This window comes from Actinocorallia populi, assembly GCF_002995495.1.
Taxonomy (GTDB): Bacteria; Actinomycetota; Actinomycetes; order Streptosporangiales; family Streptosporangiaceae; genus Actinocorallia; species Actinocorallia populi.
The window spans coordinates 1,174,744-1,199,336 of record NZ_PVZV01000002.1; the positions used below are offsets into that span (position 1 = coordinate 1,174,744).

The window sequence follows — 24,593 nt, forward strand, 5'->3', positions numbered from 1 at the left end:
GCATGTCCGTACGAGAGAGCCAGTAGATGCGTCCTTCGAGCAACCCCGCTCGGCCGCTGTCGGGCCTCGCAGAGCGGCTCGGGGTGTCCGGGCCGTTCGAAGGCGAGGTCTCCGGGATCACCCACGATTCCCGGCAGGTCGGGCCGGGTGATCTGTACGCCGCGCTTCCGGGCGCGCGCTTCCACGGGGCGCAGTTCGCCGCGCAGGCCGCCGAGGCCGGGGCGGCCGCCATCCTGACCGACGCCCAGGGCCGCGAGGCGGCCGAGGAGACGGGCCTGCCCGTCCTGGTCGTCGAGGCCGTCCGCCCGGTGCTGGGCGAGGCCGCCGCCTACGTCTACGGCGACCCGGCGGGGCAGCTCCTGCTGCTGGGCGTCACCGGCACCAGCGGCAAGACGACCACCGCCTACATCCTCGAGGCGGGTCTGGCCGGCGCGGGACTGCCCACCGGGGTGATCGGCACGGTGGAGACCCGCCTGGCGGGAGAGCGCCTGCCGTCCGCGCTGACCACCCCCGAGTCCACCGACCTGCACGCGACCTTCGCCACCGCCCTCGAACGCGGGGTGGAGGCGATCGCGATGGAGGTCTCCAGCCACGCGCTGGAGCAGAACAGGGTCGGCGGCGCGGTCTTCGACGTGGCGCTGTTCACCAACCTGTCGCAGGACCACCTCGACTACCACCCGACGATGGACGACTACTTCGCCGCCAAGGCGAAGCTGTTCACCCCCGCGTACAGCAGGATCGGCGTCATCAACACCGACGACCCCCACGGGCGCAGGCTCACCGGGATCGCCGGCGTGCCCTTCACCACGTTCTCGCCGGGCGGGGACCGGGGCGCCGACTGGCGGGCCGAGGAGGTCAGGCTGGGCCCGGAGGGCAGCTCGTTCCGGATCGTGGGCCCCGGCGGCATCGAGGCGGTCGCGCAGGTGCGGCTGGCCGGGCCGTTCAACGTCGCCAACGCACTCGGCGCGATCGTCGCCCTGGTCGAGGCCGGCATCCCGCTGCAGCGCGCGGTCGAGGGCGTCGGCCGGATGCCGGGCGTGCCCGGCCGGATGGAGCGCGTGGACGAGGGCCAGGAGTTCGTCGCGCTCGTCGACTACGCGCACAAGCCGGGCGCGGTCGAGGCGGTGCTCACCACGCTGCGCCCGGTCACCGAGGGCGAGCTGGTCGTCGTGCTGGGCTGCGGCGGCGACCGCGACAGGGGCAAGCGCCCGCTCATGGGCGAGGCCGCGGCTCGGCTGGCCGATCTGGCGGTCTTCACCGACGACAACCCGCGCTCGGAGGACTCCCTGGCGATCCTGACCGCGATGCTGGAGGGCGCCCTGCGGGTGCCCACGGCCGAGCGCGCCCACATCGTGGTGGAGCCCGACCGCGCGGCGGCGATCGCGCTGGCCGTCGCCCGCTCGGGCCGCGGCGACGTCCTGGTGGTCGCGGGCAAGGGCCACGAGCGCGGCCAGTACACCGCGGGTCAGGTGACCCCGTTCGACGACCGAGAGGTCCTCGCCAAGGCCATCCGGGAGTGCCGGTGATCGAGCTTTCCCTGTCCGAGATCGCCGCGCTGACCGGGGGGGCGCTGCACGGCGCCGACGCCCGGGTGAGCGGCCCCGTCGTCATCGACTCCCGCCTGGCCGGGCCCGGCGCGCTGTTCGTCGCGCTGCCCGGCGAGCGGGTGGACGGCCACGACTTCGCCGCGGCCGCGGCGGCGGGCGGCGCGGCGGGCGTGCTGGGCGCGCGCCCGCTGCCGGGCGTCCCCGTCGTCGTGGCGGGCCCGAGCCGGGACGCCCACGAGGTCGACGACGTCGTGGGCGCCCTGGGCCGGCTGGCCCGGGGTGTGCTGGAGCGGCTGCCGCGGACCACCGTGATCGGGATCACCGGTTCCTCCGGCAAGACCTCCACCAAGGACCTCATCGGCCACGTCCTGGCCGAGGCCGGTCCCACCATCGCGCCGGAGGGCTCGCTCAACAACGAGATCGGCCATCCGCTGACCGTCCTGCGGGCCGACGAGGGCACCCGCTTCCTGGTGCTGGAGAAGAGCGCGCGTGGGGTCGGTCACATCGCGTACCTGACGCGGATCGCCCCGCCGCACATCGGCGTGGTGCTCAACGTCGGCACCGCGCACCTGGGCGAGTTCGGCGGCCGCGAGGCCGTCGCGCGGGCCAAGGGCGAGCTGGTCGAGGCGCTGGAGCCCGCCGGGACGGCGGTGCTGAACGCCGACGACCCGCTGGTGCGCGCCATGGCCGAGCGCACGGCCGCGCGCGTGGTGCTGTTCGGGCGCTCCCCGGACGCCGAGGTCAGGGCCGAGGAGGAGACCTTCGACGCCGACGGCCGCGCCCGGTTCACCCTGGCGGGCCCCGGGGGCCGCGCACGGGTGGAGCTGCGGCTGCACGGCGCGCACGCCGTCTCCAACGCGCTGGCCGCCGCCGCGGTGGCACTGCGGGCCGGGATGCGGCTGGAGGACGTCGCCGCGGCGCTGTCACGGGCCGTGCCGGTCAGCCGCTGGCGGATGGAGGTCGACCACAGGGCGGACGGCCTGACGGTCGTCAACGACGCCTACAACGCCAATCCCGAGTCGATGCGCGCCGCGCTCGACGCCCTGTCCGCGATGTCCCGAGGGCGGCGGACCTATGCCGTGCTCGGTCACATGGCCGAGTTGGGGCCCTCTTCCGTTGCGGAACACGAGAAGATCGGACAACATGCCGCGCGGAGCGGTGTCACCGGTCTCATCGCGGTCGGCCCGGCCGCGGCGCCCTTGCTGAAGGGCGCCGAGCAGGTGGGGACATGGAACGGAGAGTGCGTACAGGTGGACGATGTCGGTACGGCGGTGGCCGTGCTGGGCGACCGGCTCGGGCCGGGGGACGTGGTGCTCGTGAAGGGCTCGCGCGTCGCCGGACTGGAGCGGGTGGCCAGGGCACTGCTGACGGACGCCCCCGCGGAGGCTGAGGCGTGACCAACGTAATCCTGGCGAGCGGGATCGCACTGATCATCGGCCTGCTCGGCACCCCCCTGTGGATTCGGCTGGTGGTGCGCCTCGGCTACGGCCAGATGATCCGCGAGGACGGCGTCAGCACCCACCAGAGCAAGCGCGGCACCCCCACCATGGGCGGCACCGTGATCGTCATCGGTTCGCTGGTGGGCTACGCCGCGGCGCACCTGATCACCTGGACGATCCCGACGGTCTCCGGCGGGCTGGTGCTGTTCCTGATGACGGGCCTGGGCGTCGTCGGCTTCGTCGACGACTACATCAAGGTCTTCAAGCAGCGCAGCCTCGGCCTGCGCAGCCGCGCCAAGGCCACCGGCATCGTCATCGTCGGCGTCGTCTTCGCGGTGGCCTGCCTGCAGTTCCCCAACGCGATGCAGGTGACCCCGGCGGACACCCACTTCTCGTTCCTGCGCGACTTCGGGCCCAACATCGGCCCGTACCTGTTCGTGCTGTGGGCGCTGATCCTCATCCAGGGCGTCTCCAACGGCGTGAACCTCACCGACGGCCTGGACGGCCTGGCCTCGGGCACCGTGGGCCTGATCCTGGCCGCCTACGTGATCATCGGCAACTGGCAGTTCCGGCAGAGCTGCGCGCAGGTGATGGTCCCGAACTGCTACGCGGTGCGCGACCCGCTGGACCTCGCGGTGGTCGCCGCCGCGGTGCTGGGCGCCTGCTTCGGCTTCCTGTGGTGGAACGCCCCGCCCGCCAAGATCTTCATGGGCGACACCGGCTCGCTGGCCCTGGGCGGCGTGCTGGTCGGCCTGGCCATCACCACCCGCACCCAGATCCTGCTGGCCATCCTCGGCGGCATGATCGTGCTGATCACCATGTCGGTGATCCTGCAGGTGGGCTGGTTCAAGATCAGCGGTAAACTGTTCGACCAGCCCAGACGCCTGTTCAAGATGGCTCCGCTGCAGCACCACTTCGAACTGTCGGGCTGGGCCGAGACCACGATCGTGGTGCGGTTCTGGCTCATCTGCGGGCTGTGCGTCGCCTCCGGCGTCGGCCTGTTCTACCTGGAGTGGGTGCCCAAGTAATGGGGTTCGAGGACGTTCGCATCACGGTGGCCGGGCTGGGCGTGTCCGGCCGGGCCGCCGCGCGGGTGCTGGCCGGACGCGGCGCGGTCGTCACCGCGGTGGACGCCCGGACCGAGGGCGTCGAGGGCGTCGACGAGCTGCGGGCCGCGGGCGTGGCGGTCCGCCTCGGCGACGGCGAGAGCCTCCCCGAGGGCACCGAGCTGGTCGTCACCTCCCCGGGCTGGAAGCCGTCCACGCCGCTGCTGGCGGCGGCCGCCGCCCGGAACGTGGAGGTCATCGGCGAGGTGGAGCTGGCCTGGCGGCTGCGCCCGGCCGAGGGCGCCGCGCCCTGGCTGGCGCTGACCGGCACCAACGGCAAGACCACCGCGGTCCGGATGCTCACCGCCATCCTGCGGGCCGCCGGGCACGACGCGGTGGCCGTCGGCAACGTGGGCGAGCCCATCGTGGAGGCGGTGCTGGCCGGGCACGACGTGCTGGCCGTCGAGCTGTCCAGCTACCAGCTGCACTGGTCCTCCACCCTGGCGCCGTACGCCGCGGCGGTCCTCAACGTCGCGCCCGACCACCTGGACTGGCACGGCTCCCTGGACGCGTACGCCGCGGCCAAGGGCAAGATCTACGGGCCGGGCACGGTCCGCGTCTGCAACGCCGACGACGAGACGGCGGCCGCGCTGGCCGGGCCGGACGCCCACGGGTTCACCCTGCGCATGCCGGCCCCCGGCCAGTTCGGCGTGGTCGAGGACCTCCTGGTCGACCGCGCCACCGTCGCCGACCCGGCGCGGTCGGCCGAGGAGCTGGCCGAGCTGAAGGACGTCGTCCCGTTCGCCCCGCACAACGTGGCCAACGCCCTGGCCGCCGCCGCCCTGGCCCGCGCCTTCGGCGTGCCCTGCGCAGCGGTCCGCGAGGGGCTGCGGGCCTTCCGGCCCGACCCGCACCGGATCGCGTTCGTGGCGTCCGCCGGCGGGGCGGACTACGTGGACGACTCCAAGGCCACCAACCCGCACGCCGCCGCCGCCTCCCTGGCCGCCTACGAGCGCGTCGTGTGGATCGCGGGCGGGCTGCTCAAGGGCGCCGACGTCGACGACCTCGTCGCCGCGGCCGCGCCCCGGCTGCGCGGCGCCGTCCTGCTCGGCGCCGACCGGGAGCGGATCGCCGAGGCGCTGCGGCGACACGCGCCGGACGTCCCCGTGGTCGAGGTCGCCGAGACCGACACTGGTGCGATGGATCTCGTGGTGCAACAGGCGGCCCGGCTGGCACGGCCGGGCGACACCGTGCTGCTGGCCCCCGCGGCGGCCTCCATGGACATGTTCGCCGACTACAAGGCGCGCGGTGACGCGTTCGCCGCCGCGGTGGAGCGGCTGGTCTCCGCCGCGGCCCCCGATCCCGCCGGGCCCCCGGCGAGTGGGGAGAAGCCGGACCCGTGACGGCCGCCTCGACCGGCGGAGCCGAGCCGGAACGCGCCAGGACGGGCCTGCGGGTCCAGACGGCCAACGTGCTCAGCCTGCTGGACCGCCCGCTCACCTCCTACTACCTGGTCATCGGCTGCACCCTGCTGCTGCTGGCCCTGGGCCTGACGATGGTGCTGTCGGCGTCCTCGGTGACCCAGCTCAAGAGCACCGGCTCGGCGTTCACGCTGCTGCAGAAGCAGGCGACCTGGGTGGCGCTGGGCCTGCCCCTGATGGCGATCACCGCGATGCTGCCGGTGCGCACCTTCCGGGTGCTGGCCTATCCGATCATGCTGCTGGCCATCCTCGGCCTCGCCCTGGTGCTCGTGCCGGGCCTGGGCCAGAGCGCGGGCGGGGCGACCCGCTGGCTGAGCTTCGGCGGCGGCCTGCAGCTGCAGCCGTCCGAACCGGCCAAGCTCGGCCTGGTGCTGTGGGGCGCGGACCTGCTGGCCCGCAAGGAGAAGCTGCGGATGCTGACGGACTGGAAGCAGCTGCTCATCCCGCTGCTGCCCGGCACCGGCCTCATCGTCCTGCTGGTCATGCTCGGCGACGACCTGGGCACCACCCTGGTCGTCTTCGTCATCTTCCTGGCGCTGCTGTGGGTGATCGGCGCGCCGATGCGGCTGTTCATCGGGGTCCTGGGCCTGGTGCTGCTGCTCGCGTCCATCCTCATCGTGGTCGAGCCCTACCGGATGAAGCGGCTCACCGGCTTCATCGACCCCACCGGCGACCCGCTGGGCGCCAACTACCAGAGCAACCAGGGCCTGTACATGCTGGGCTCGGGCGGCTGGTTCGGCGAGGGCCTGGGCGAGGGCAGGGCCAAGTGGCAGTACCTGCCGCACGGCGACACCGACTTCATCTTCGCGGTCCTGGGCGAGGAGCTCGGCCTGGTCGGCACCCTCATCGTGATCAGCCTGTTCGGGCTGCTGGCCTACGCCGGGCTGCGGGTCGCCCGGCGGGTGCGCGACCCGTTCATGCGGCTGGCCGCCACCGGCATCACCATCTGGGTCGTGGTCCAGGCGATCGTGAACATCGGCGCGGTCATCCGCGTCCTACCGATCACCGGCATCCCGCTGCCGCTGGTCTCCTACGGGGGATCGGCGCTGATCCCCACGCTGATCGCGCTGGGCGTCCTGCTGGCGTTCGCCAAGCGGGAACCGGGCGCCCGCCAGGCGCTGGCCGCGCGTGGCCCCGGACCGCTCGCGCGCGTCCTAAGCTGGCTGGGTCTGGGACCCAGATGAACCCCCCCGTACCGGGATCCGAGAATCTCCGCAGAAAGGTTGTCGTGTCATGAGGGTTGTCCTCGCCGGCGGCGGCACAGCCGGGCACATCGAGCCGGCGCTCGCCCTCGCCGACGCGTTGCGGCGCATGGACCCGTCCGTGCAGATCACCTGCCTGGGCACCGAGCGCGGGCTGGAGACCACCCTGGTCCCGCAGCGCGGCTACGAGCTCGCGCTCATCCCCCCGGTCCCGCTGCCGCGCACGCTCACCCCCCGGCTGCTGGCCGTGCCGGGCCGGCTGAACGGCGCGATCAACACCGCTGCGGGCGTCCTGGACCGGGTCGGCGCCGACGTCCTGGTCGGCTTCGGCGGGTACGTGGCCACCCCGGCCTACCTGGCCGCGCGCCGCAGGCACGTCCCGATCATCGTGCACGAGGCCAACCCCAAGCCGGGCCTGGCCAACAAGCTCGGCGCGCGCTTCACCGAGAACGTCGCGGTCTCCCACCACGAGTCGCCGCTGCCGCACGCCAGGTTCATCGGGATCCCGATCCGCCAGCAGATCGCCCAGCTCGACCGGCTGGCCATCGGCGACAAGGCCCGCAGCTACTTCGGGCTCGACGCCGACCTGCCGACCCTGCTGGTCTTCGGCGGCTCCCAGGGCGCCCGCTCCCTCAACCGGGCGGCGGTGGCCGCGGCCCCGGCGTTCCGCTCCGCCGGGGTGCAGGTGCTGCACATCGTCGGCAAGAAGAACACCGAGGAGGCGCCTCCGGGGCGTCCGGGCGAGCCGCAGTACGTCACGATCCCCTACTGCGACCGGATGGACCTCGCCTACGCCGCGGCGGACCTGGCCATGTGCCGGGCGGGCGCGATGACCTGCGCCGAGCTGTCGGCGGTGGGCCTGCCCGCGGCGTACGTGCCGCTGCCGATCGGCAACGGGGAGCAGGCGCTGAACGCCCGCCCGATCGTGGACGCGGGCGGCGGCCTCATGGTCGACGACGGGGCGCTGACCCCCGAGTGGATCGTGCACAACGTGATACCGATCCTGCGCGACGCCGACTCCGTCGCCCGCATGTCCGAGGCCGCCGCGCGCATGGGCCACCGGGACGCGGACGTCAAGCTCGCGCAGCTGGTCTTCGAGGTCGTCCGGGCCAGGAGAGGGGGAGGGCAGTGAGCCTCGTCAGCCCTGTGGACGTCGTTCCCGCCGACCGGCTGGGCAGGGTGCACTTCATCGCGATCGGCGGCGCCGGCATGTCCGGCATCGCGCGGATCATGCTGGGCCGCGGCATGACGGTCTCCGGCAGCGACGCCCGGGACTCGGAACTGCTGGAGCAGCTCGCCGGGATGGGCGCGAAGGTCTTCGTCGGCCACGACGCCGCGCACCTGGGCGACGCCGACACCGTGGTGGTCTCCACCGCGATCCGCCAGGACAACCCCGAGCTGGCCGCCGCGCGGGAGCGGGGGCTGCGGATCCTGCACCGTGCCGCCGCGCTGGCCTCCCTCATGGCGGGGCGGCGGGCGGTGGCCGTCGCGGGCACCCACGGCAAGACCACGACCACCTCGATGCTCACGGTCGCGCTGCAGCACGCGGGCCTCGACCCGTCCTACTGCATCGGCGGCCAGCTGGTCACCACGGGGCTGGGCGCCGCGGAGGGCACCGGCGACGTGTTCGCCGCCGAGGCCGACGAGAGCGACGGCTCGTTCCTCATGTACTCCCCGCGGGTCGCGGTCATCACCAACATCGAGGCCGACCACCTGGACAACTACGGGGGGTTCGAGGAGGTCAAGGCGAACTTCGCCCGGTTCATCGAGCGCATCGAGCCCGGTGGGGTGCTGGTCGCCGGGATCGACGACCCGGTGGTGCGGGAACTGGCGGCGGGGGCGCCGCGGGTGCTGGGCTACGGCGAGGCCGAGGACGCCGACGTGCGGGTCACGGCCTTCACCCCGCGCGGCCTCGGCTCGACGTTCGAGCTGTCCGGGGCGGGCACCGTGGAGCTGGCCGTCCCCGGGCGGCACAACGCGCTCAACGCGGCGGCCGTCGTGGCGGTCGCGCGGGCGCTGGGCGCCGACGAGGCCCGGGTGGTCAAGGGGCTCGCCGCCTTCGGCGGGGCGCGCCGCCGGCTGGAGCTGAAGGGCGAGGCGGGCGGCGTTCAGGTCTTCGACAGCTACGCCCACCACCCGACCGAGCTGACCGCCGACCTGTCGGCGACCCGCGACTACGTCAGGGAGAGCGGCGCCTCCCGGATCGTGGTGGTCTTTCAGCCCCACCTGTACAGCCGCACCCGGTTCTTCGCCGCGGAGTTCGGCGCGGCGCTGGGCGCCGCCGACGTCGCGGTGGTCCTGGACGTCTACGGCGCACGCGAGGACCCCGAGCCCGGCGTGACCGGGCGGCTGATCGCCGACGCGGTGCCGGACGGCCCCCAGGTGCACTACCTGCCGGACTTCGCCACCGCCGCCGAGCGGGTCGCCGAGCTCGCCGGGCCCGGCGACGTCGTGATCACCGCCGGCGCGGGCGACGTCACCACGCTCGGTCCGCGCATCCTGTCCCTGCTCTCCTGACCCGCGTCCCGGTCCGCCGGGCGTGTCAAGGTCCGGCGGGGCGGGGGAGAGGACATCATCGGCACCATGGCCACCACACAGTCGCCGCCGTCCGGGGGAGGTCCCGACTCCGAGCCCGGTGAGGTCCCCGGACGCCCCCGGCGCGCGCGCTGGAAGGCGCTGTTCGTCGCGCTGCTCATCACGGCGCTGCTGGGCACCGCGGTCTGGGTGGTGCTCGGCTCCAAACTGCTGGTGGTGCGCGAGGTGGCGGTGCGCGGGACCTCCCTGCTGGAGCGCGACCGGCTGCTGGAGACCGCGCAGGTGCCGCTGGGCACGCCGATGGCGCGGCTGGACGCGGAGGCGATCGAGCGCCGGGTGCGGGGGGTCCGCGAGGTGGAGTCGGTCTCGGTGACGCGCAGCTGGCCCACCACCCTGGTCATCGCCGTGCGGGAGCGCACGCCGATCGCGACGGTCGAGCAGAACGGGCTGTTCCAGCACGTCGACCGTTTCGGTGTGACAGTTCTCACCTCGCCCGCAAGGCCCTCCCACCTGCCGCTTCTCGTGGTGGCCGCGCCGGGCGCGGGCGACCCTTCCACCCGGGAGGGGCTGGCGGTGCTGCGGGAACTGCCCCGGCGCTGGAAGTCGAAATTGGTGACAATTGAGGCGCTGAGCGCCCACTCGGTGGTCCTGCGGCTGGAAAGCGGTCTCAACGTGGTCTGGGGCGCGGCCGGACGCGCCGACGAGAAGCACCGGCTGCTGACGGCATTGCTGGCGACCAAGGCGGGCCGGGCCGCGCGCACCATTGATGTCAGCGCTCCGGAAGTGGTCACTACCAGATGATCGGCAATTACCGCGAATCAGGGTGAGTCAGCGTCACTGCGACACGCCGATTCCCTTCGGCCTTCGTTAGTTGACCCTGATGGGGGGCAGCCCTACTGTCCTACGAAGTCCTCAGGTTGACATAACTGTAAGCCTCAACTTGAGGGTCAAGGTTTATCGGGAACAGACAGGCTAGCGGAAAGGCCCCTCCTCGTGGCAGCACCGCAGAACTACCTAGCGGTCATCAAAGTCGTCGGTATCGGCGGCGGCGGTGTCAATGCCGTCAACCGGATGATCGAAGAGGGGCTCAAAGGCGTCGAGTTCATCGCGATCAATACGGACGCGCAGGCGCTCCTGATGAGTGACGCCGACGTCAAGCTCGACGTCGGCCGCGAACTCACCAGGGGACTGGGCGCCGGAGCCAACCCCGAGGTCGGCCGCAAGGCCGCCGAGGACCACCGCGAGGAGATCGAGGAGGTCCTCAAGGGGGCCGACATGGTCTTCGTCACCGCGGGCGAGGGCGGCGGCACCGGCACCGGCGGCGCCCCGGTCGTGGCGAACATCGCGCGGACCCTGGGCGCGCTGACCATCGGCGTGGTCACCCGCCCCTTCAGCTTCGAGGGCAAGCGCCGGGCGATGCAGGCCGAGGCCGGCATCGAGACCCTGCGCGACGAGGTCGACACCCTCATCGTCATCCCCAACGACCGGCTGCTGTCGATCTCCGACCGGCAGGTCAGCGTGCTGGACGCCTTCAAGGCGGCCGACCAGGTGCTGCTCTCCGGTGTGCAGGGCATCACCGACCTCATCACCACCCCGGGCCTGATCAACCTGGACTTCGCCGACGTCAAGTCGGTCATGTCCGGTGCGGGCTCGGCGCTCATGGGCATCGGCTCGGCGCGCGGCGACGACCGCTCCGTCGCGGCGGCGGAGATGGCCATCTCCAGCCCGCTGCTGGAGGCCAGCATCGACGGCGCCCACGGGGTGCTGCTGTCGATCTCCGGCGGGTCCGACCTCGGCCTGTTCGAGATCAACGAGGCGGCGCAGCTGGTGTCCAACGCCGCCGCCATGGACGCCAACATCATCTTCGGCGCGGTCATCGACGACGCGCTCGGCGACGAGGTGCGGGTGACGGTCATCGCCGCGGGCTTCGACGAGCTCCAGCCGGCGGTCTCGGAACCGGAGGAGGAGCGGCTGCCACCGCCGCCGTCCCGGCCCACGGTGACCGAGGCGGCGGCCAAACCGGTGGCGGCGCCACCGCCGCCGCCCGAGCCCAGGGTCCCCGAACCCGCGCCCGAACCCGTCGAGGCGGCCGCCGAGGCCGGGCCCGCCGAGCCCGCCGCCCAGGAGGAGCCGGAGCAGGCGCACCCTAAGGTGCCGCGGCCGGGAGCAGAACCGCCCGCGGTGACTCGTTTCGACCGGTTCACCGGAGGAGAGCCCACCCGGCGGCGCCCCGTCGTCTTCGATGACGACGACCCCCTCGACGTCCCCGACTTCCTGAAGTAACGGTGACGCGCGAAGAGGAGCTCGCGGCCAACCTGCGGGATGTCCGCGAGCGTGTCGCGCTCGCCTGCCGGCAGGCCGGGCGGGACCCCGGCGAGGTCACCCTGGTCGCGGTCACCAAGACGTTCCCCGCCTCCGACGTCCGGCTGCTGTCGGGCCTCGGCGTCACCGACGTGGGGGAGAACCGCGACCAGGAGGCCGCCCCCAAGGCGGCCGCCTGCGGTGATCTCCCCCTCGTCTGGCATTTCGTCGGCGCGCTGCAGACCAACAAGGTCGCCTCGGTCGTGCGGTACGCGAAGTTCGTGCACTCGGTGGACCGGCCGCGCCTGGTCGAGGCGATCTCCCGGGAGGCCGTGAAACAGGGTCGGGAAGTGACCTGTTTGGTACAGGTTTCGCTAGATCCGCCCGGTTCGTCGGGGCGGAGCGGGGTAGAACCTGAAGATCTCTTGGCACTGGCCGACCGGATAACCACCGCCCCCGGGCTGCGTCTCGGTGGCATCATGGCGGTCGCGCCGCTGGGCGCCGATCCGGCTCCGGCGTTCGAACGGCTGGCCGGATACGCCGAGAAGGTGAGAACCGTCCACTCGGACGCCGGGATCATCTCGGCGGGCATGAGCGGCGACCTGAAGGAGGCGATCGCCTGTGGCGCGACACACGTGCGGATCGGTACGGCGTTGCTCGGAGGTAGGCGGGCAATCGTCGGGTAATGTCCGCGAGTAAGTAGCGGACGTCACCCGCGAGTCGGGTTGAACGGGACATCCTGGACGGGATTTCGGATCGGAGGGGCCCAGTGGCCAGCGCGATGCGCAAGATGGCGGTCTACCTCGGCCTCGTCGAGGACGACCGCTACGACGACTACGACGTCTACGACGAAGAATACGACGAGTCGGAGACGGACAACACGTCCCAGCAGCCACATCGTCGTGGCCGGGCCGAGGAGGACCACCAGCCCACCCAGATCGCCACGGGCCCGCCCGTGCCGGCACAGGAGCGGCGGGAGCCCGCTGTATCTGATTTGGCGCGTATAACTACTCTTCATCCTAGGACGTACAACGAAGCGCGTACCATCGGGGAACACTTCCGTGAGGGAACCCCGGTGATCATGAATCTGACGGAGATGGTCGACAGCGACGCCAAACGGCTCGTCGATTTCGCGGCAGGTCTCGTGTTCGGGCTCCACGGGAGCATCGAGCGTGTTACGAACAGAGTGTTCTTGCTCTCCCCCGCCAATGTCGAGGTGACCGCCGAAGACAAGGCGCGGATGGCAGAACGCGGATTCTTCAACCAAAGCTGATAGCCACATGCGAGAGTGTCCGTGACAGTCGTTGGAGCCATCCTGACGGTGGTGCTGTATCTGTTCCTGCTGATCCTGATCGGCAGGCTGATCCTGGACTACCTCAAGATGTATGCGGAGAGCACGTCGAGGCAGCCCTGGCGGCCCAAGGGGATCGTTCTGGTGTTCGCAGAACCCATCTGGACGGTCACAGAGCCCATCCTCGTTCGCCTGAGACGTATCTTCAAACCGTTGCGATTGGGTAACGTGAGTCTCGATCTGAGCTTCATGGTGCTCTTCCTGATCGTCCTGATCCTCATCCGGGTGGTCGGGGGGTTGACAGCATGATCGTCTTCGTCCGGGAGCTTTGATCGGATACCGTCCTGCAGGGACAGACTCCAAGCGCGCCAAGGAGACCACCATGCCGCTGACACCCGCGGATGTGCGGAACAAGCAGTTCAGCACGACCCGGCTTAGGCCGGGATACGACGAGGAAGAGGTCGACGCCTTTCTCGACGAGGTCGAGGCCGAGCTCGACCGCCTGATCCAGGAGAACGAGGAGCTGCGGGCCAAGCTGGCCGAGTGCCTCCGCGGCAAGGTCCCCGCCATGGCCGCCCCCATCGTGGAGCCCAAGCAGGATCTGGCGCCCCCGATGCCCGAGCCCGTGCGGCACGAGCCCGTCCAGCAGCCCGAGCCGATCGGCATGGGCCTGGCGCACGAGGAGCGCATCCAGCAGCGGCCCAGCACCGAGGACAACATGGACACCGCGGCCCGGGTCCTGGCCCTGGCCCAGCAGACCGCCGACCAGGCGATCGCCGACGCCCGCCGCGAGGCGGACGAGACCCTGGGCCGCGCCCGCCGCGAGGCCGAGGACATCCTGGGCAAGGCGCGCCGCCAGGCCGACCAGATCGTCTCCGAGGCGCGTTCGCGCGCCGAGCAGCTCGACCGCGACGCCCAGGAGCGCCACCGCCAGGTGATGGGCTCCCTGGTGACCCAGCGCGAGGAGCTGGAGCGCAAGGTCGACGACCTGCGCGCCTTCGAGCGCGAGTACCGCAGCAGGCTCAAGGCCTACCTGGAGGGCCAGCTGCGCGAGATCGAGGTCGGCGCCGTCGAGACGGGCTTCTCCAGCCCGACGATCACCGGTCCCCAGCCGGTTCCGGTGGCCGCCCACACCGCCGGCCAGCCCGCCCAGGTCTCCACCGGCCCCACCCCGTTCCCGCCCCCGGCCGAGCCCGCCCAGCACGGTGGCACCGGAGCCTTCCACGCCGCCGTCGAGGCACCGCCGCACGACCGCCGCTGACCCGAAGGCAACCGGACGAGCGTACCCGCGCAGGATGCCGCCCTTTGGCGGATCCCGCAGTGCGCCGCCGGCCGGACGTTCTGCAGCGGATCGCGCAACGCGCACCAGTGCGCGCCCGGCAACGGGCGGCATGCCCTCAGGCGTACTTCCCCCGTCGGCCGTACGGCACGCCTCAGCACGTGTCCAGTCACGAAGAGCACGCCCTCGGGCGTGCGTTCTGCTGTGGGTCGTGTGATGCGCGCCGGTACGTGTTCGGCCGCGCGCCGCAAGGCGCACGCCCTACCTCGGTCCGTGCGACGCCCGGCAACGGGCGGCAGGCACGTCCCCCCCTCGGTCGCCTGACGGGTCTCAGCGCGCGCCCGGTCTCGGATGGCGCACCTTCGTGTGCGTTCCGCCGTGGGTCGCCTGACGCGCTTCGGCGTGTGCCCGGTCTTGGACGGCACGCCTTCGGGCGTGCGTTCTGCTGTGGGTCGCCTGACGCACCTCAGCGCGCCCGGCCTTGAACGGCGCGACTTCGGGGTGCGTTCCGCTGCGGGTGGTGTGATGTGCCTCAGTGCGCGTCCGGTCTCGGATGGCGCACCTTCGTGTGCGTTCCGCCGTGGGTCGCCTGACGCGGCTCAGCGCGTGTCCGGTCGCGGGTGGCGCGCCGGTGGGCGCGCGTTCTGGCGTGGACACGGGTTTCCCGCCTGACGTGCCGACGGGCCCGCAGGCGATAGGGTGCTGACTCCGCCGTAACCTCGCCGGGCTGCGGGGAGCGGTCGAAACGCCGGGTACCGGGAGAGGGAGTCCTTGTGATCATCCTGAGTGGCCTGCTGGTCATCGTGGCGATCGCCCTGCTGGTGGCGGGCATCATCACGGAGGAGCAGGGGGTGCTGGGCCTGAACGGCCTGCAGCTGATCTACGTCTCGATCGCTGTCAGCATCGTCTCGTTCCTCTGCCTGGCCATCGGGGTGCTCATCCGGCGCAAGGAGCTGTTCGGGACGGGTCCGTCCCGTCCGGCCGTCCCCAAGTCCCGGCCCGCGGGCCGGGCGGCGAGGCGGGCCGCCGCCAGGGCCGAGGAGGCCGCCGCGGTCCCCGAGCCCGAAGACGGCCTGCCGCAGGCCTTCCCGACGCCGGCCGCGCAGGTGCCGGACGACGCGCTCGTCCACGTCGTGCCCGGCCGCAAGCGCTACCACCTCGACACCTGCCGGCAGCTCGCCGGACGGCAGGTCGAGGAGCTCACCTACGTCGAGGCCCAGGAGGAGGGGTTCAGCCCCTGCACCGCCTGCCTGCCCGACACCGCGTTGGCGGCGCGCGCCACCGCGGTCGCGGCGGGCGACGCGGACGCCGACCCCGAGGACGGCCTGAGCACCGAGCCCCGGATCGGCGTCGAGGAGCCCCGCGGCGAGGGCGGCGGGCGCTTCGAGCCGACCCGGTCCTTCGAGGCCCCCGCCTCCCCGACCTCCTCCTACGAGATCCCCTCCTACGAGTCCTACGAGGCGGCCTCCTACCAGGCGGTCCCCTCCTACGAGCCCGACGCCGGCCTCCCGCCGGAGGGGTCCGGCGCCCACCCGACGGCCGGCGCCCCCGAGTGGTCGCCCGACCCCTCCGGCCCCCCGGCGGCCGACACGGTCACCGACTGGGACCCCAAGGCGCTGACGGCCGAGCCGATCGACCCGCTCGACCCCGCCTACCCGGTGCCCGACGCCCCCTACACCGGCCCGTCCCCGCTGGAGCCCCGCCAGAGCGGCGACTCCTGGTCGTCCCCGGCCGCCGACCCCTTCCGCGCCGAGTCCGGCGACGCCGCCCCCGAGCAGGGCGACCCGCTGCCGGAGGCTCCGTCCGCCACCTCCACGCTGTCGGACTCCGTGCTGTCCGAGCCGGTCCGGCCCGCCGCGGAGCACGCCCCGGCGGAGCCCGAGCGGGCCGAGCCCGCGGCGGCCCCGGCTCCCCAGGCCGGCGCTCCGGCCGAGGAGTCCCTCACCGGCGGCCCGGTCGTCCCCGGTTCCCGCGAGTCCGAGGAGGGCCCCGGCGCCCCCGTCGTGCGCATCCTCAGCGGCACCAAGCGCTACCACCGCCCCGACTGCGCCCTCATCGAGGACATCGGCGAGGAGGACGAGGACCTGGAGACCCTTTCGCGCGCCACCGCCGAAGAACGCGGCTGCACCCCCTGCCTGGTCTGCCAGCCCGACCGGGAGCCGGCGGTCTGACCCGCCTGGACGAGAAGAAGCCCGTGCCTTGGAGGCACGGGCTTCTTCTCGTCGTAGGGCACCCGTCCGCGCGGACGGGGAGGGTCAGCCGGAGTAGCCCGACCGGCGGGCGGCCCGGCGGGCGGCGCGCTGCTCGCGGCGCTGCTCGCGGGTGAGCTTGCGTTTGACGGTGACCCCGCCGAGGAGGACGTGGCCGGTGAGGCGGATGACGGGGGCCTGCGGGTCGAGCGTCTCCTCCTCGGGGGTGTCGACGCCCCCGAGGACCGCCGTGATCCCGTTCTCGACGCGGACGCCCGGAGGGACGGTGATGTCGACGCCGCCGAAGGCGCAGCTGACGTCGACCACGACCTCGCGCTGGGTGAGGACGGCGGTGCGGAAGTCCAGTTCGACACCGCCGAAGTAGCAGTTCACCGTGGTCAGGGGATCGACGAGCCAGCGGCCCTTGCGCTCGGCGGCGCTGAAGAGGCAGTGGATGGTGTCGGAGCCGCGCACCGGCGGGGGGAGGGCGGCGGACTCCTTGGTCAGGGAGACCCGCGGCCGGGGCAGGTCGCTGGTGAGCGGTTCGAGCTCGGCGTAGGTCTTGGCGGCGTAGAGGTGGTCCAAGCGCTCGGAGTGTTCCTCAGGGGTCAGCCGGCCCTCGGAGAGCGCCTCTCCGAGGACCTCCGCCACTCTGTCGCGGTCGGCGTCCGAGGCTCTCAGCTGGGGGATGTTCTCTAGCTCCACGCTTCCACTATGACAAAGGCACAGGTCTTCTTCCATCCGGGACGACCCGGAGAAGACCCTGAGAAAACCCCTGAGTCCCGGTACGCCGGGCGGGCCCCCACCCCGGTGCGGGCCCGCCCGGCGCCGACGTCAGGCCTTCTTCAGCACGAAGGACAGACCCAGGTCGGCCTCATGGTGGGTGGGCTCGGCGCCGCCCTGCGACTCGGTGAAGGAGGCGGCGAGGACCTCGGCGCCGACCTCCGCGCCGTGCTCGCGCAGCGCCTCGGCCATCTCCGGGTCGGCGGCCGACCAGGCCAGGGAGATGCGGTCGGTGACGTCCAGGCCGGACTGCTTGCGCGCGTCCTGGATCATCCGGACGGCCTCGCGGGCCAGGCCCGCCCGGCGCAGCTCCGGCGTGATCTCCAGGTCGAGCGCGAGGGTCTCGCCCGCGGCGGACTCCACCGCCCAGCCGGACCGGGGCCGCTCGGTGACGATCACGTCGTCGGGCCCGAGGCCGACCGCGCCGACCTCGGCGACCTCGACGCCGAACGAGCCGGCCGAGCGCAGCCCGGCGACGAGCGCGGCGGCGTCCGCGGCGGTGACGGCCCTGGCCACCAGGGGCGTCTGCTTGCCGAAGCGCTTGCCCAGCTCGCGGAAGTTGGGCTTGACCTCGTACTCGACCAGGTCGCCGCCGATGGACGACAGCTCCTCGAAGGAGCCGACGTTCAGCTCCTCGGCGATCTGGGCGCGCAGCTGCTCGGGCAGGGTGGCCCAGCCGGGCGCGCCGACCAGGGCGCGGCCCAGCGGCTGGCGGATGCGCACGGCCGAGGAGGTGCGCGCGGCGCGGCCCAGGTCGACCAGCCGCCGCACCAGCGCCATCTGCGCGGTCAGCCCGGCGTCCAGCAGCGAGGGGTCGACCTCGGGCCAGGTCGCCAGGTGCACCGACTCGGGGGAGCCCTCGGACCGGATCACGTCCCAGACGTGGTCGGTGACGAACGGCACCAGCGGGGCCATGAGCCGGGTCAGCGTCTCCAGGCACTGGTACAGGGTCGCGAACGCCGAGGCGTTCTCCGGCGTGGTCGGGCCCTCCCAGAACCGGCGGCGGGACCGGCGCACGTACCAGTTGGACAGGTCGTCGACGAACTCGCCGAGGCGGCGTCCGGCGGCCTGGGTGTCGAAGACCTCCATGGCCTCGGTGACCTCGGCGACCGTGCGGTGCAGCTCGGCCAGCGCCCAGCGGTCCAGCAGCGGGCGGTCGGCGGGCGCGGGCGCCTCGCCGAGCCGCTCGGGCGTCCAGGCGTTGCCCTGCGCCGCGGCGGCGTTGGCGTACAGGATGAAGAAGGAGGCGGTGTTCCAGTAGGTCAGCAGGACCTTGCGGACGATCTCCTCCAGCACCCCGTGGCCGACGCGCCGCGCCGCCCACGGCGAGCCGGAGCAGGCCATGAACCAGCGCAGGGCGTCGGCGCCGTGCTGGTCCATCAGCGGCATCGGCTTCAGCACGTTGCCCAGGTGCTTGGACATCTTGCGGCCGTCCTCGGCCAGGATCAGCCCGAGGCAGAGCACGTTCTCGTAGGAGGACCTGTCGAACACCAGGGTGCCGACGGCCATCAGGGAGTAGAACCAGCCGCGGGTCTGGTCGGTGGCCTCGCAGATGAACTGCGCCGGGTAGGCCTTCTCGAACTCCTCCTGGTTGTGGTAGGGCGTGCCGTGCTGGGCGAACGGCATGGAGCCCGAGTCGTACCAGGCGTCGATGACGTCGGGCACGCGGGTGGCGGTCTTGGCGCAGACCGGGCAGGGGAAGGTCACGTCGTCGACGAACGGCCGGTGCGGGTCGAGCCCGGAGTGGTCCTCACCGGCCAGCTCCGACAGCTCCTTGAGCGAGCCGACGCAGGTGACGTGCTCGTCCTCGCACAACCACAGCGGCAGCGGGGTGCCCCAGTAGCGGGAGCGCGACAGCGACCAGTCGACGTTGTTGCGCAGCCACTCGCCGAACCGGCCCTCCTTGATCGTCTCGGGGAACCAGTTGGTTCCCTCGTTCTCGCGGAGCAGCTTGTCCTTGATCGCGGTGGTGCGGATGTACCAGGAGGGCAGCGCGTAGTACAGCAGCGCCGAGTGGCAGCGCCAGCAGTGCGGGTAGCTGTGCTCGAAGTGCGCGCCGCGGAAGAGCAGGCCGCGCTCGCGCAGGTCGGCGGTCAGGGCCTCGTCTGCCTCCTTGAACAGCACGCCGCCGACCATCGGGACGTCCTGGAGGAAGCGGCCGTCCGGGCCGATCGGGTTGACGACCGGCAGCCCGTAGCGCTTGCAGGTCTGCAGGTCGTCGGCGCCGAAGGCGGGCGCCTGGTGGACCAGGCCGGTGCCGTCCTCGACGGTGACGTACTCGGCGAGCAGCACGAAGTGCGCGCCGGGCACCTCGACCAGCTCGAACGGGCGGCTGTAGGGGGTGTGCTCCAGCTCGGAGCCGGGGAAGGACTCGCGGGCGGTCCAGCCCTCGCCCAGCGCGCTCTCCATCAGCGGCTCGGCGACGATGACCGGCTTCTCGCCGTCCTTCTCGGCGACGACGTAGGTGACGCCGGGGTGGACGGCCACCGCGGTGTTGGACACCAGCGTCCAGGGGGTGGTGGTCCAGATGAGCAGGTCGGCGCCCTCGAAGCGGCCGGACGTGACCGGCATGCGCACGTACACCGACGGGCTGGTGACCGTCTCGTAGCCGCCGGGCTGGCCCAGCTCGTGGTCGGACAGGCCGGTGCCGCAGCGCGGGCAGTACGGGGTGATGCGGTGGTCGCGGAAGAGGAGGTCCTTCTCCCAGATGACCTTCAGCGACCACCAGACGGACTCGATGTAGGAGGGGTCCATGGTGCGGTAGGCCTGCTGGAGGTCGACCCAGTAGCCCATGCGCTCGGTGAGCTCCTCGAAGGCGTCGGTGTGGCGCATGACCGACGCGCGGCACCGCTCGTTGAACTCGGCGATGCCGTAGGCCTCGATCTGCGGCTTGCCCGACAGGCCGAGCTCCTTCTCCACGGCCACCTCGACGGGCAGCCCGTGGCAGTCCCAGCCGGCCTTGCGGGGCACGTGGTAGCCCTGCATGGTCTTGAACCGGGGGAAGACGTCCTTGAAGACGCGGGCCTCGACGTGGTGCACGCCGGGCATGCCGTTGGCGGTGGGGGGTCCTTCGTAGAAGACCCAGCGGGGGCCGTCGGCGTTGCGCTCGAGCGACCGCTGGAAGATCTTCTCGTCCTGCCAGCGGCGCAGGAGGTCACGTTCGAGGGCCGGCAGATCGACCTGCGCGGGAAGGGGACGGAAGGACACGGCGGCGAGACCTCCAAGACGACGGGACCGGTCTTGAAGGGACGATCCGGCGCGCGGACCGCGGTACCACCCTTCTTGGCCGCCCGTGGTGGGGACGGCCCGCTTCGTTGTCGTCTCGGCTGCCGGTTCTACTGGGCGCGGGGGCCGTTCTTCCGGCGGCTCCGAGGTGATGGCCTCATCACTGCCTTGCCGTGGACTGCCCCGATTGTACGGGGCGCGCGGGCGGGTGTTCGACGGGAATTCCGGTCAGAAGTGCGTCATGGGAGGGTGAAGGAATGGCGATCAGGGTGGCGATCCGGGTGGGGCCGGGGGCGAGCAGGACGAAGGTCGGCGGGAGCCGCGGTGACGCGCTGGTCGTCAGGGTCGCCGCCCGCGCGGTGGAGGGCAGGGCCACGGAGGCGGCGCTGGAGGCGGTCGCAGAGGCCCTGGGGGTGCGGCGGCGCGACGTGCGGCTGCTCTCGGGCGCCACGAGCCGGGACAAGCTGATCGAGGTTGACGGAGATGTGACTCTGCTCACACTCAAGCTCGATCGACTGCGTGGTTCGTGACGCTGGGGTGTGGGGCATATGCGGGTGGTGACCAGACGGCGTTGTTTGCCGCACCCCGGAGGGAGACCTATGCTGCCCGCACTGCCAGTCGAGAACAAGATCAGCGCTAGGGGGACCGACATGGCCGGCACCGCAAGCGTGGCCCAGCAGGCCCAGCAGGCCCAGGAGGCCAAGGCGGCCAGGAAGGCAGGGGAGCTCCCGGTCCGCGAGGGAGAGGAACGCTGGACGGCCGAGGAGCTGTCGGCGGTGCGGACCAGGCTGACCGCCGAGATAGAGGAGCTCGCCGCGGAGATCGACGCCGCGCGCACCCAGGCCGCCGAGGGCACCGACCTCGGCGAGGGCGCGGGCGACGACCAGGCCGACGCGGGCGCCAAGACCTACGAGCGCGAGCACGAGCTGGCGCTGACCAACAACTCCCGTGATCTGCTGCGCCAGAACGAGCGCGCGATCGCGCGAATAGAGGCGGGCACCTATGGTGTCTGTGAGGAATGCGGCAAGGCCATCGGCAAGGCACGACTCCAGGCCTTCCCGCGTGCCACGCTGTGTGTGAAGTGCAAACAACGCGAGGAACGACGCTGAGCGAGATCCAGAACGAGTCGGACGGAGCCGGGGCCGTCTCCGAACAGGAGACGGGGCCCCGGCCCCGTCGTGTCGCCCTCCTGGCCGCGGTGGCCGCGGTGGCGCTGCTGGCCGACCAGGTCACCAAGATCCTGGTGGTGGCGCGGCTGGAGGGGCAACGCCCGATCGAGCTGCTGGGCGGGCTGACCACGCTGCGGGTCACCCGCAACAGCGGCGCCGCCTTCTCCATCGGCACCGGCATGACGTGGGTGTTCACCATCATCGCCATCGGAGTGGTGATCGCCATCGTGCGCACCGCCCGCGACCTGCGCAGCACGCCCTGGGCGATCAGCCTCGGCCTGCTGCTCGGCGGGGCGCTGGGCAACCTGGCCGACCGCATCCTCCGGGCGCCCGGCGGGTTCCAGGGCCATGTGGTCGACTGGATCGAGTGGCCCAACTGGCCGGTGTTCAACCTGGCCGACTCCGCCATCGTCTGCGGCGGCGTCCTGGCCGTCGTCCTGGCCGCGCGCGGCCGGCAGCTCGACGGCACCACGGACACCGGCGCGAAGGCCGAAGGGGAGGACTCCGCGTGAGCGACCACCGCAGCCTCTTCGTCCCCGAGGGCCTGGAGGGCGAACGGGCGGACGCCGCGCTGGCCCGCCTCTTCGGGTTGTCCCGCACCCGCGCCGCCGAGGTGATCGCCGCCGGGGACGTCCTGCTGGACGGGCGGCCCGCCGCGAAGTCCGACAGGGTCACCGCCGGCGCCTGGCTCGAGGTGGTCCTCCCGCCGCCGCCCGCCGCGCCCGTCGCGGTGCCCGAGGCGGTCCCGGGCATGACGATCCTCTACGAGGACGACCACATCATCGTGGTGAACAAGCCCGTGGGCGTCGCGGCCCACCCCACCACCGGCTGGACCGGGCCCACGGTCATCGGCGGCCTGCTGGGCGCCGGGCACACCGTGGCCACCAGCGGCGCGGCCGAGCGCCAGGGCATCGTGCACCGGCTGGACGCCAACACCACCGGCTGCATGGTGGTGGCCAAGAGCGAGCTGGCCTACTCCCGGCTGAAGAACGCCTTCCGGGAACGGGAGGTCACCAAGCGCTACCACGCCCTGGTCCAGGGCCACCCCGACCCGTTCCGCGGCACGGTCGACGCCCCCATCGACCGGCACCCCTCGGGCAGCGGCAGGTTCGCGGTGGTCGCGGGCGGCCGCCCCTCGGTCACCCACTACGACACGATCGAGGCGTTCCGGGCGGCGTCGCTGCTGGACATCACCCTGGAGACCGGCCGCACCCACCAGATCCGGGTGCACATGTCGGCGCTGCGCCACCCGTGCGTGGGGGACATGCTCTACGGCGCCGACCCGACCCTGGCGGCCCGCCTGGGCGTCACCCGGCAGTGGCTGCACGCCGTCCGCCTGGGCTTCATGCACCCGTCGACCGACGAGTACGTCGAGTTCACCAGCCCCTACCCCGAGGACCTGAGCAAGGCCCTGGACATCGTGGCCGCCGAGTCCTGAGCCCCGGCTCAGTCCTCGATCTCGCCCAGGCTCACCCGGACGGCGTGGATCGCGGCGTCGTACAGATCCGACTCCACGAACCGCGCCCCGGGGAACCGGGTGAGCTCGTTCTGCAGGTCGGCCAGCGACAGCCGGCTGATCAGCAGCGCCAGCGCCGTGCGGCCCGGCGGAACCGCCTCCCGCAGTCCGGCGATCTTGTCGTCCTTGATCCCGGTGTCGATGAGCTTTCCCAGCAGCGCACCGCCGCCGGCACCGGCGGCGCCGCCGACGAGCCCGCCGATCGGCCCGCCCAGCAGGGTGCCCAGCAGCAGCCCCCACATGCCCGCGCCCAGCGCGCCGCGGCCGGGGGTGAAGTCCTGGGTCTCCCGTACGGTCGAGCTCCCGTCGGCGTCCCGCTCGATGAACACCGCGTCGTGCAGGCGCAGCTGCCCGTTCTTCTGCATCCGCAGCGCGGTGAGCATGAACTCGCTCGCCTTCAGCGGATCGTCGAAACCGATCACCAGGAGTTTCTGCGGCGCTTCCGTCATGCCATCCCCCCTTCCCCGCCGCCCTTCCCGCGGAACCTCGGCGTCCTGTGACCTTCCCCCGCGGGGGCTAAGGTCGGTGTCGTCGACGGACCGAGGGAGGACGGGGCGCATGGCGAAGACGGTGAAGGGCGCGGGCAGGGCCGGAGGCACCCCGGCCACCGTCGCGGCGGGGAAGGCCGGGATCGCCTTCACGCTTCACCCGTACGAGGTGGATCCCGCCGCGGAGTCCTACGGCGAGGCCGCCGCGGCGGCGCTGGGCGTCCCGCCGGAGCGGCTCTTCAAGACGCTGCTGGCCGAGGTGGACGGGAAGCTGACCGTCGGGGTGGTGCCGGTGTCGGGGCGGCTGGACCTCAAGGCGCTCGCCGCGGCCGCGGGCGGCAAGCGCGCCCAGATGGCCGCGCCCGCCGACGCCGAGCGGGCCACCGGGTACGTGGTGGGCGGGATCAGCCCGCTGGGGCAGCGCAGGCGGCTGCCCACGGTGGTGGACGCGAGCGTCTCAGACTTCCCGACGGTCTACGTCTCCGCCGGGCGGCGCGGGCTGCAGATCGAACTCGCCCCGGCCGACCTGCTGCGGCTCACCGGCGCCCGGACCGCCGTGATAGGCGGGGCGTAGCCGCCCGGCGGCGTCCAGCGCCTCCAGCATGCCGAAGACGATCACCGAGACCAGCGGCTGGAGCGTCACCACGGCCGTCGCGCCCAGGTCCAGCGGGCCGAGCACCCGGGTGCCGTCCGCGGCGGTCGCCAGGGCGTGCTCGAAGCCGTCCAGGCCGAACCGGTGGCCCAGCCACCAGGCGAGCAGGGAGCCGAGCAGGCCGCCGGTGCACAGGCCGAGCACGAGCGGGACCTCGCCGGCGCGCCCGGCCCGCCAGTAGGCCACGGCGCCCGCCAGCAGCCCCAGCACCACGCAGATCAGGGCCAGCTTGCCGTCGGCGCTGATGAGCACCTCGGACTCGGAGTCGGCCGGGTAGGCGCGCCCGCGGACGACCACGTACTCGGGCCGTTCGGCGAGCCGGGACCACAGCAGCCCCGCGGGGAGGCCAAGCAGGGCGAGCACGCCGGTGGCGGCCCCCCAGACCCATACCTGCCGCCTCACAACCCACGCTCCTGTACGCCTGCGGAAAGCCGATCTCTCGCAGCGTAA

General features: G+C 72.5%; 23 protein-coding genes. 19 read left to right on the plus strand and 4 right to left on the minus strand.

Features of this window, described 5'->3' with window-relative positions; genetic code table 11:
* Positions 1-26: 26 nt before the first annotated feature.
* The 14 genes from C2865_RS12575 (at position 27) to C2865_RS12640 (ending at position 16,292) form a co-directional block, all read left to right on the plus strand.
* Complete coding sequence (locus C2865_RS12575; RefSeq protein WP_106398510.1) at positions 27-1,526, plus strand: UDP-N-acetylmuramoyl-L-alanyl-D-glutamate--2,6-diaminopimelate ligase; 1,500 nt, start codon at positions 27-29, stop codon at positions 1,524-1,526.
* On the plus strand, positions 1,523-2,944 hold the full coding sequence (locus C2865_RS12580) for a UDP-N-acetylmuramoyl-tripeptide--D-alanyl-D-alanine ligase (RefSeq protein ID WP_106398511.1): 1,422 nt from the start codon (positions 1,523-1,525) through the stop codon (positions 2,942-2,944). The genes C2865_RS12575 and C2865_RS12580 overlap by 4 nt, the downstream gene beginning before the upstream one ends.
* Positions 2,941-4,014, plus strand: a complete 1,074-nt coding sequence (mraY, locus tag C2865_RS12585; RefSeq protein WP_106398512.1) for a phospho-N-acetylmuramoyl-pentapeptide-transferase — start codon at positions 2,941-2,943, stop codon at positions 4,012-4,014. The genes C2865_RS12580 and mraY overlap by 4 nt, the downstream gene beginning before the upstream one ends.
* Positions 4,014-5,435, plus strand: a complete 1,422-nt coding sequence (gene murD / locus C2865_RS12590; protein WP_106398513.1) for a UDP-N-acetylmuramoyl-L-alanine--D-glutamate ligase — start codon at positions 4,014-4,016, stop codon at positions 5,433-5,435. The genes mraY and murD overlap by 1 nt, the downstream gene beginning before the upstream one ends.
* Entirely contained in the window at positions 5,432-6,697 is a 1,266-nt protein-coding gene (gene ftsW / locus C2865_RS12595; RefSeq protein WP_106398514.1) for a putative lipid II flippase FtsW, read from the plus strand. Before murD ends, ftsW begins: the two co-directional genes overlap by 4 nt.
* A 49-nt stretch (positions 6,698-6,746) precedes the next feature.
* On the plus strand, positions 6,747-7,847 hold the full coding sequence (murG, locus tag C2865_RS12600) for an undecaprenyldiphospho-muramoylpentapeptide beta-N-acetylglucosaminyltransferase (protein WP_106398515.1): 1,101 nt from the start codon (positions 6,747-6,749) through the stop codon (positions 7,845-7,847).
* Positions 7,844-9,232, plus strand: a complete 1,389-nt coding sequence (gene murC, locus C2865_RS12605) for a UDP-N-acetylmuramate--L-alanine ligase (RefSeq protein ID WP_106398516.1) — start codon at positions 7,844-7,846, stop codon at positions 9,230-9,232. Before murG ends, murC begins: the two co-directional genes overlap by 4 nt.
* A 66-nt stretch (positions 9,233-9,298) precedes the next feature.
* A complete protein-coding gene (locus tag C2865_RS12610) occupies positions 9,299-10,051 on the plus strand; it encodes a cell division protein FtsQ/DivIB (RefSeq protein ID WP_106398517.1) in 753 nt (250 codons plus the stop codon).
* A 192-nt stretch (positions 10,052-10,243) separates the two neighbouring features.
* Positions 10,244-11,533: a cell division protein FtsZ gene (ftsZ, locus tag C2865_RS12615; RefSeq protein WP_106398518.1), complete on the plus strand. Its 1,290-nt coding sequence runs from the start codon at positions 10,244-10,246 to the stop codon at positions 11,531-11,533.
* Between the two features lie 2 nt (positions 11,534-11,535).
* On the plus strand, positions 11,536-12,237 hold the full coding sequence (locus C2865_RS12620) for a YggS family pyridoxal phosphate-dependent enzyme (RefSeq protein ID WP_106398519.1): 702 nt from the start codon (positions 11,536-11,538) through the stop codon (positions 12,235-12,237).
* A gap of 83 nt (positions 12,238-12,320) precedes the next feature.
* The gene (locus C2865_RS12625) at positions 12,321-12,824 is read left to right on the plus strand and encodes a cell division protein SepF (RefSeq protein WP_106398520.1); all 504 of its coding nucleotides are present in this window, start codon (positions 12,321-12,323) and stop codon (positions 12,822-12,824) included.
* A gap of 21 nt (positions 12,825-12,845) precedes the next feature.
* On the plus strand, positions 12,846-13,151 hold the full coding sequence (locus tag C2865_RS12630; protein ID WP_106398736.1) for a YggT family protein: 306 nt from the start codon (positions 12,846-12,848) through the stop codon (positions 13,149-13,151).
* 73 nt (positions 13,152-13,224) lie between these two features.
* Positions 13,225-14,103 carry a DivIVA domain-containing protein gene (locus C2865_RS12635; RefSeq protein ID WP_106398521.1) on the plus strand — a complete coding sequence of 293 codons (879 nt, stop codon included), beginning with the start codon at positions 13,225-13,227 and terminating at the stop codon, positions 14,101-14,103.
* A gap of 791 nt (positions 14,104-14,894) precedes the next feature.
* On the plus strand, positions 14,895-16,292 hold the full coding sequence (locus C2865_RS12640) for a hypothetical protein (RefSeq protein WP_106398522.1): 1,398 nt from the start codon (positions 14,895-14,897) through the stop codon (positions 16,290-16,292).
* 84 nt (positions 16,293-16,376) lie between these two features.
* Here the strand turns inward: C2865_RS12640 and C2865_RS12645 are convergent, their stop codons facing one another.
* Positions 16,377-17,015 (minus strand): DUF1707 SHOCT-like domain-containing protein, encoded by a 639-nt coding sequence (locus C2865_RS12645; RefSeq protein ID WP_106398523.1) that lies wholly within the window; start codon positions 17,013-17,015, stop codon positions 16,377-16,379.
* Positions 17,016-17,144: 129 nt separating this feature from the next.
* Positions 17,145-20,300 (minus strand): isoleucine--tRNA ligase, encoded by a 3,156-nt coding sequence (gene ileS, locus C2865_RS12650; RefSeq protein WP_106398524.1) that lies wholly within the window; start codon positions 20,298-20,300, stop codon positions 17,145-17,147.
* Between the two features lie 275 nt (positions 20,301-20,575).
* On the opposite strand from ileS, the gene C2865_RS12655 reads away from it, so the two are divergent.
* The 4 genes from C2865_RS12655 to C2865_RS12670 all read left to right on the plus strand — a co-directional run bounded on the left by C2865_RS12655 (position 20,576) and on the right by C2865_RS12670 (position 22,925).
* Positions 20,576-20,848, plus strand: coding sequence for a DUF167 domain-containing protein (locus tag C2865_RS12655; protein WP_198653219.1), 273 nt, complete (start codon positions 20,576-20,578; stop codon positions 20,846-20,848).
* A gap of 120 nt (positions 20,849-20,968) precedes the next feature.
* Positions 20,969-21,427, plus strand: a complete 459-nt coding sequence (locus C2865_RS12660) for a TraR/DksA family transcriptional regulator (RefSeq protein ID WP_232835546.1) — start codon at positions 20,969-20,971, stop codon at positions 21,425-21,427.
* Positions 21,400-21,999, plus strand: a complete 600-nt coding sequence (lspA, locus tag C2865_RS12665; protein WP_232835547.1) for a signal peptidase II — start codon at positions 21,400-21,402, stop codon at positions 21,997-21,999. Before C2865_RS12660 ends, lspA begins: the two co-directional genes overlap by 28 nt.
* The gene (locus tag C2865_RS12670; RefSeq protein WP_106398526.1) at positions 21,996-22,925 is read left to right on the plus strand and encodes an RluA family pseudouridine synthase; all 930 of its coding nucleotides are present in this window, start codon (positions 21,996-21,998) and stop codon (positions 22,923-22,925) included. The genes lspA and C2865_RS12670 overlap by 4 nt, the downstream gene beginning before the upstream one ends.
* An 8-nt stretch (positions 22,926-22,933) precedes the next feature.
* Here C2865_RS12670 and C2865_RS12675 read toward each other — a convergent pair whose 3' ends face one another.
* Complete coding sequence (locus tag C2865_RS12675; protein ID WP_157963679.1) at positions 22,934-23,452, minus strand: DUF1269 domain-containing protein; 519 nt, start codon at positions 23,450-23,452, stop codon at positions 22,934-22,936.
* A 109-nt stretch (positions 23,453-23,561) separates the two neighbouring features.
* Between C2865_RS12675 and ybaK the strand changes: the two genes are divergently transcribed.
* Entirely contained in the window at positions 23,562-24,065 is a 504-nt protein-coding gene (ybaK, locus tag C2865_RS12680) for a Cys-tRNA(Pro) deacylase (protein WP_106398528.1), read from the plus strand.
* On the opposite strand, the gene C2865_RS39345 is transcribed toward ybaK, so the two are convergent.
* Positions 23,949-24,545 carry a hypothetical protein gene (locus C2865_RS39345; RefSeq protein WP_157963680.1) on the minus strand — a complete coding sequence of 199 codons (597 nt, stop codon included), beginning with the start codon at positions 24,543-24,545 and terminating at the stop codon, positions 23,949-23,951. The genes ybaK and C2865_RS39345 overlap by 117 nt on opposite strands.
* Between the last annotated feature and the right edge of the window lie 48 nt (positions 24,546-24,593).

Excerpts from the sequence above, each read along its gene's own strand:
- C2865_RS12575 (WP_106398510.1), top strand. The coding sequence starts at position 27 with ATGCGTCCTTCGAGCAACCCCGCTCGGCCGCTGTCGGGCCTCGCAGAG.
- murD (WP_106398513.1), top strand. The coding sequence starts at position 4,014 with ATGGGGTTCGAGGACGTTCGCATCACGGTGGCCGGGCTGGGCGTGTCC.
- murG (WP_106398515.1), top strand. The coding sequence starts at position 6,747 with ATGAGGGTTGTCCTCGCCGGCGGCGGCACAGCCGGGCACATCGAGCCG.
- C2865_RS12610 (WP_106398517.1), top strand. The coding sequence starts at position 9,299 with ATGGCCACCACACAGTCGCCGCCGTCCGGGGGAGGTCCCGACTCCGAG.
- C2865_RS12635 (WP_106398521.1), top strand. The coding sequence starts at position 13,225 with ATGCCGCTGACACCCGCGGATGTGCGGAACAAGCAGTTCAGCACGACC.
- C2865_RS12655 (WP_198653219.1), top strand. The coding sequence starts at position 20,576 with ATGGCGATCAGGGTGGCGATCCGGGTGGGGCCGGGGGCGAGCAGGACG.
- C2865_RS12660 (WP_232835546.1), top strand. The coding sequence starts at position 20,969 with ATGGCCGGCACCGCAAGCGTGGCCCAGCAGGCCCAGCAGGCCCAGGAG.
- C2865_RS12675 (WP_157963679.1), bottom strand. The coding sequence starts at position 23,452 with ATGACGGAAGCGCCGCAGAAACTCCTGGTGATCGGTTTCGACGATCCG.
- ybaK (WP_106398528.1), top strand. The coding sequence starts at position 23,562 with ATGGCGAAGACGGTGAAGGGCGCGGGCAGGGCCGGAGGCACCCCGGCC.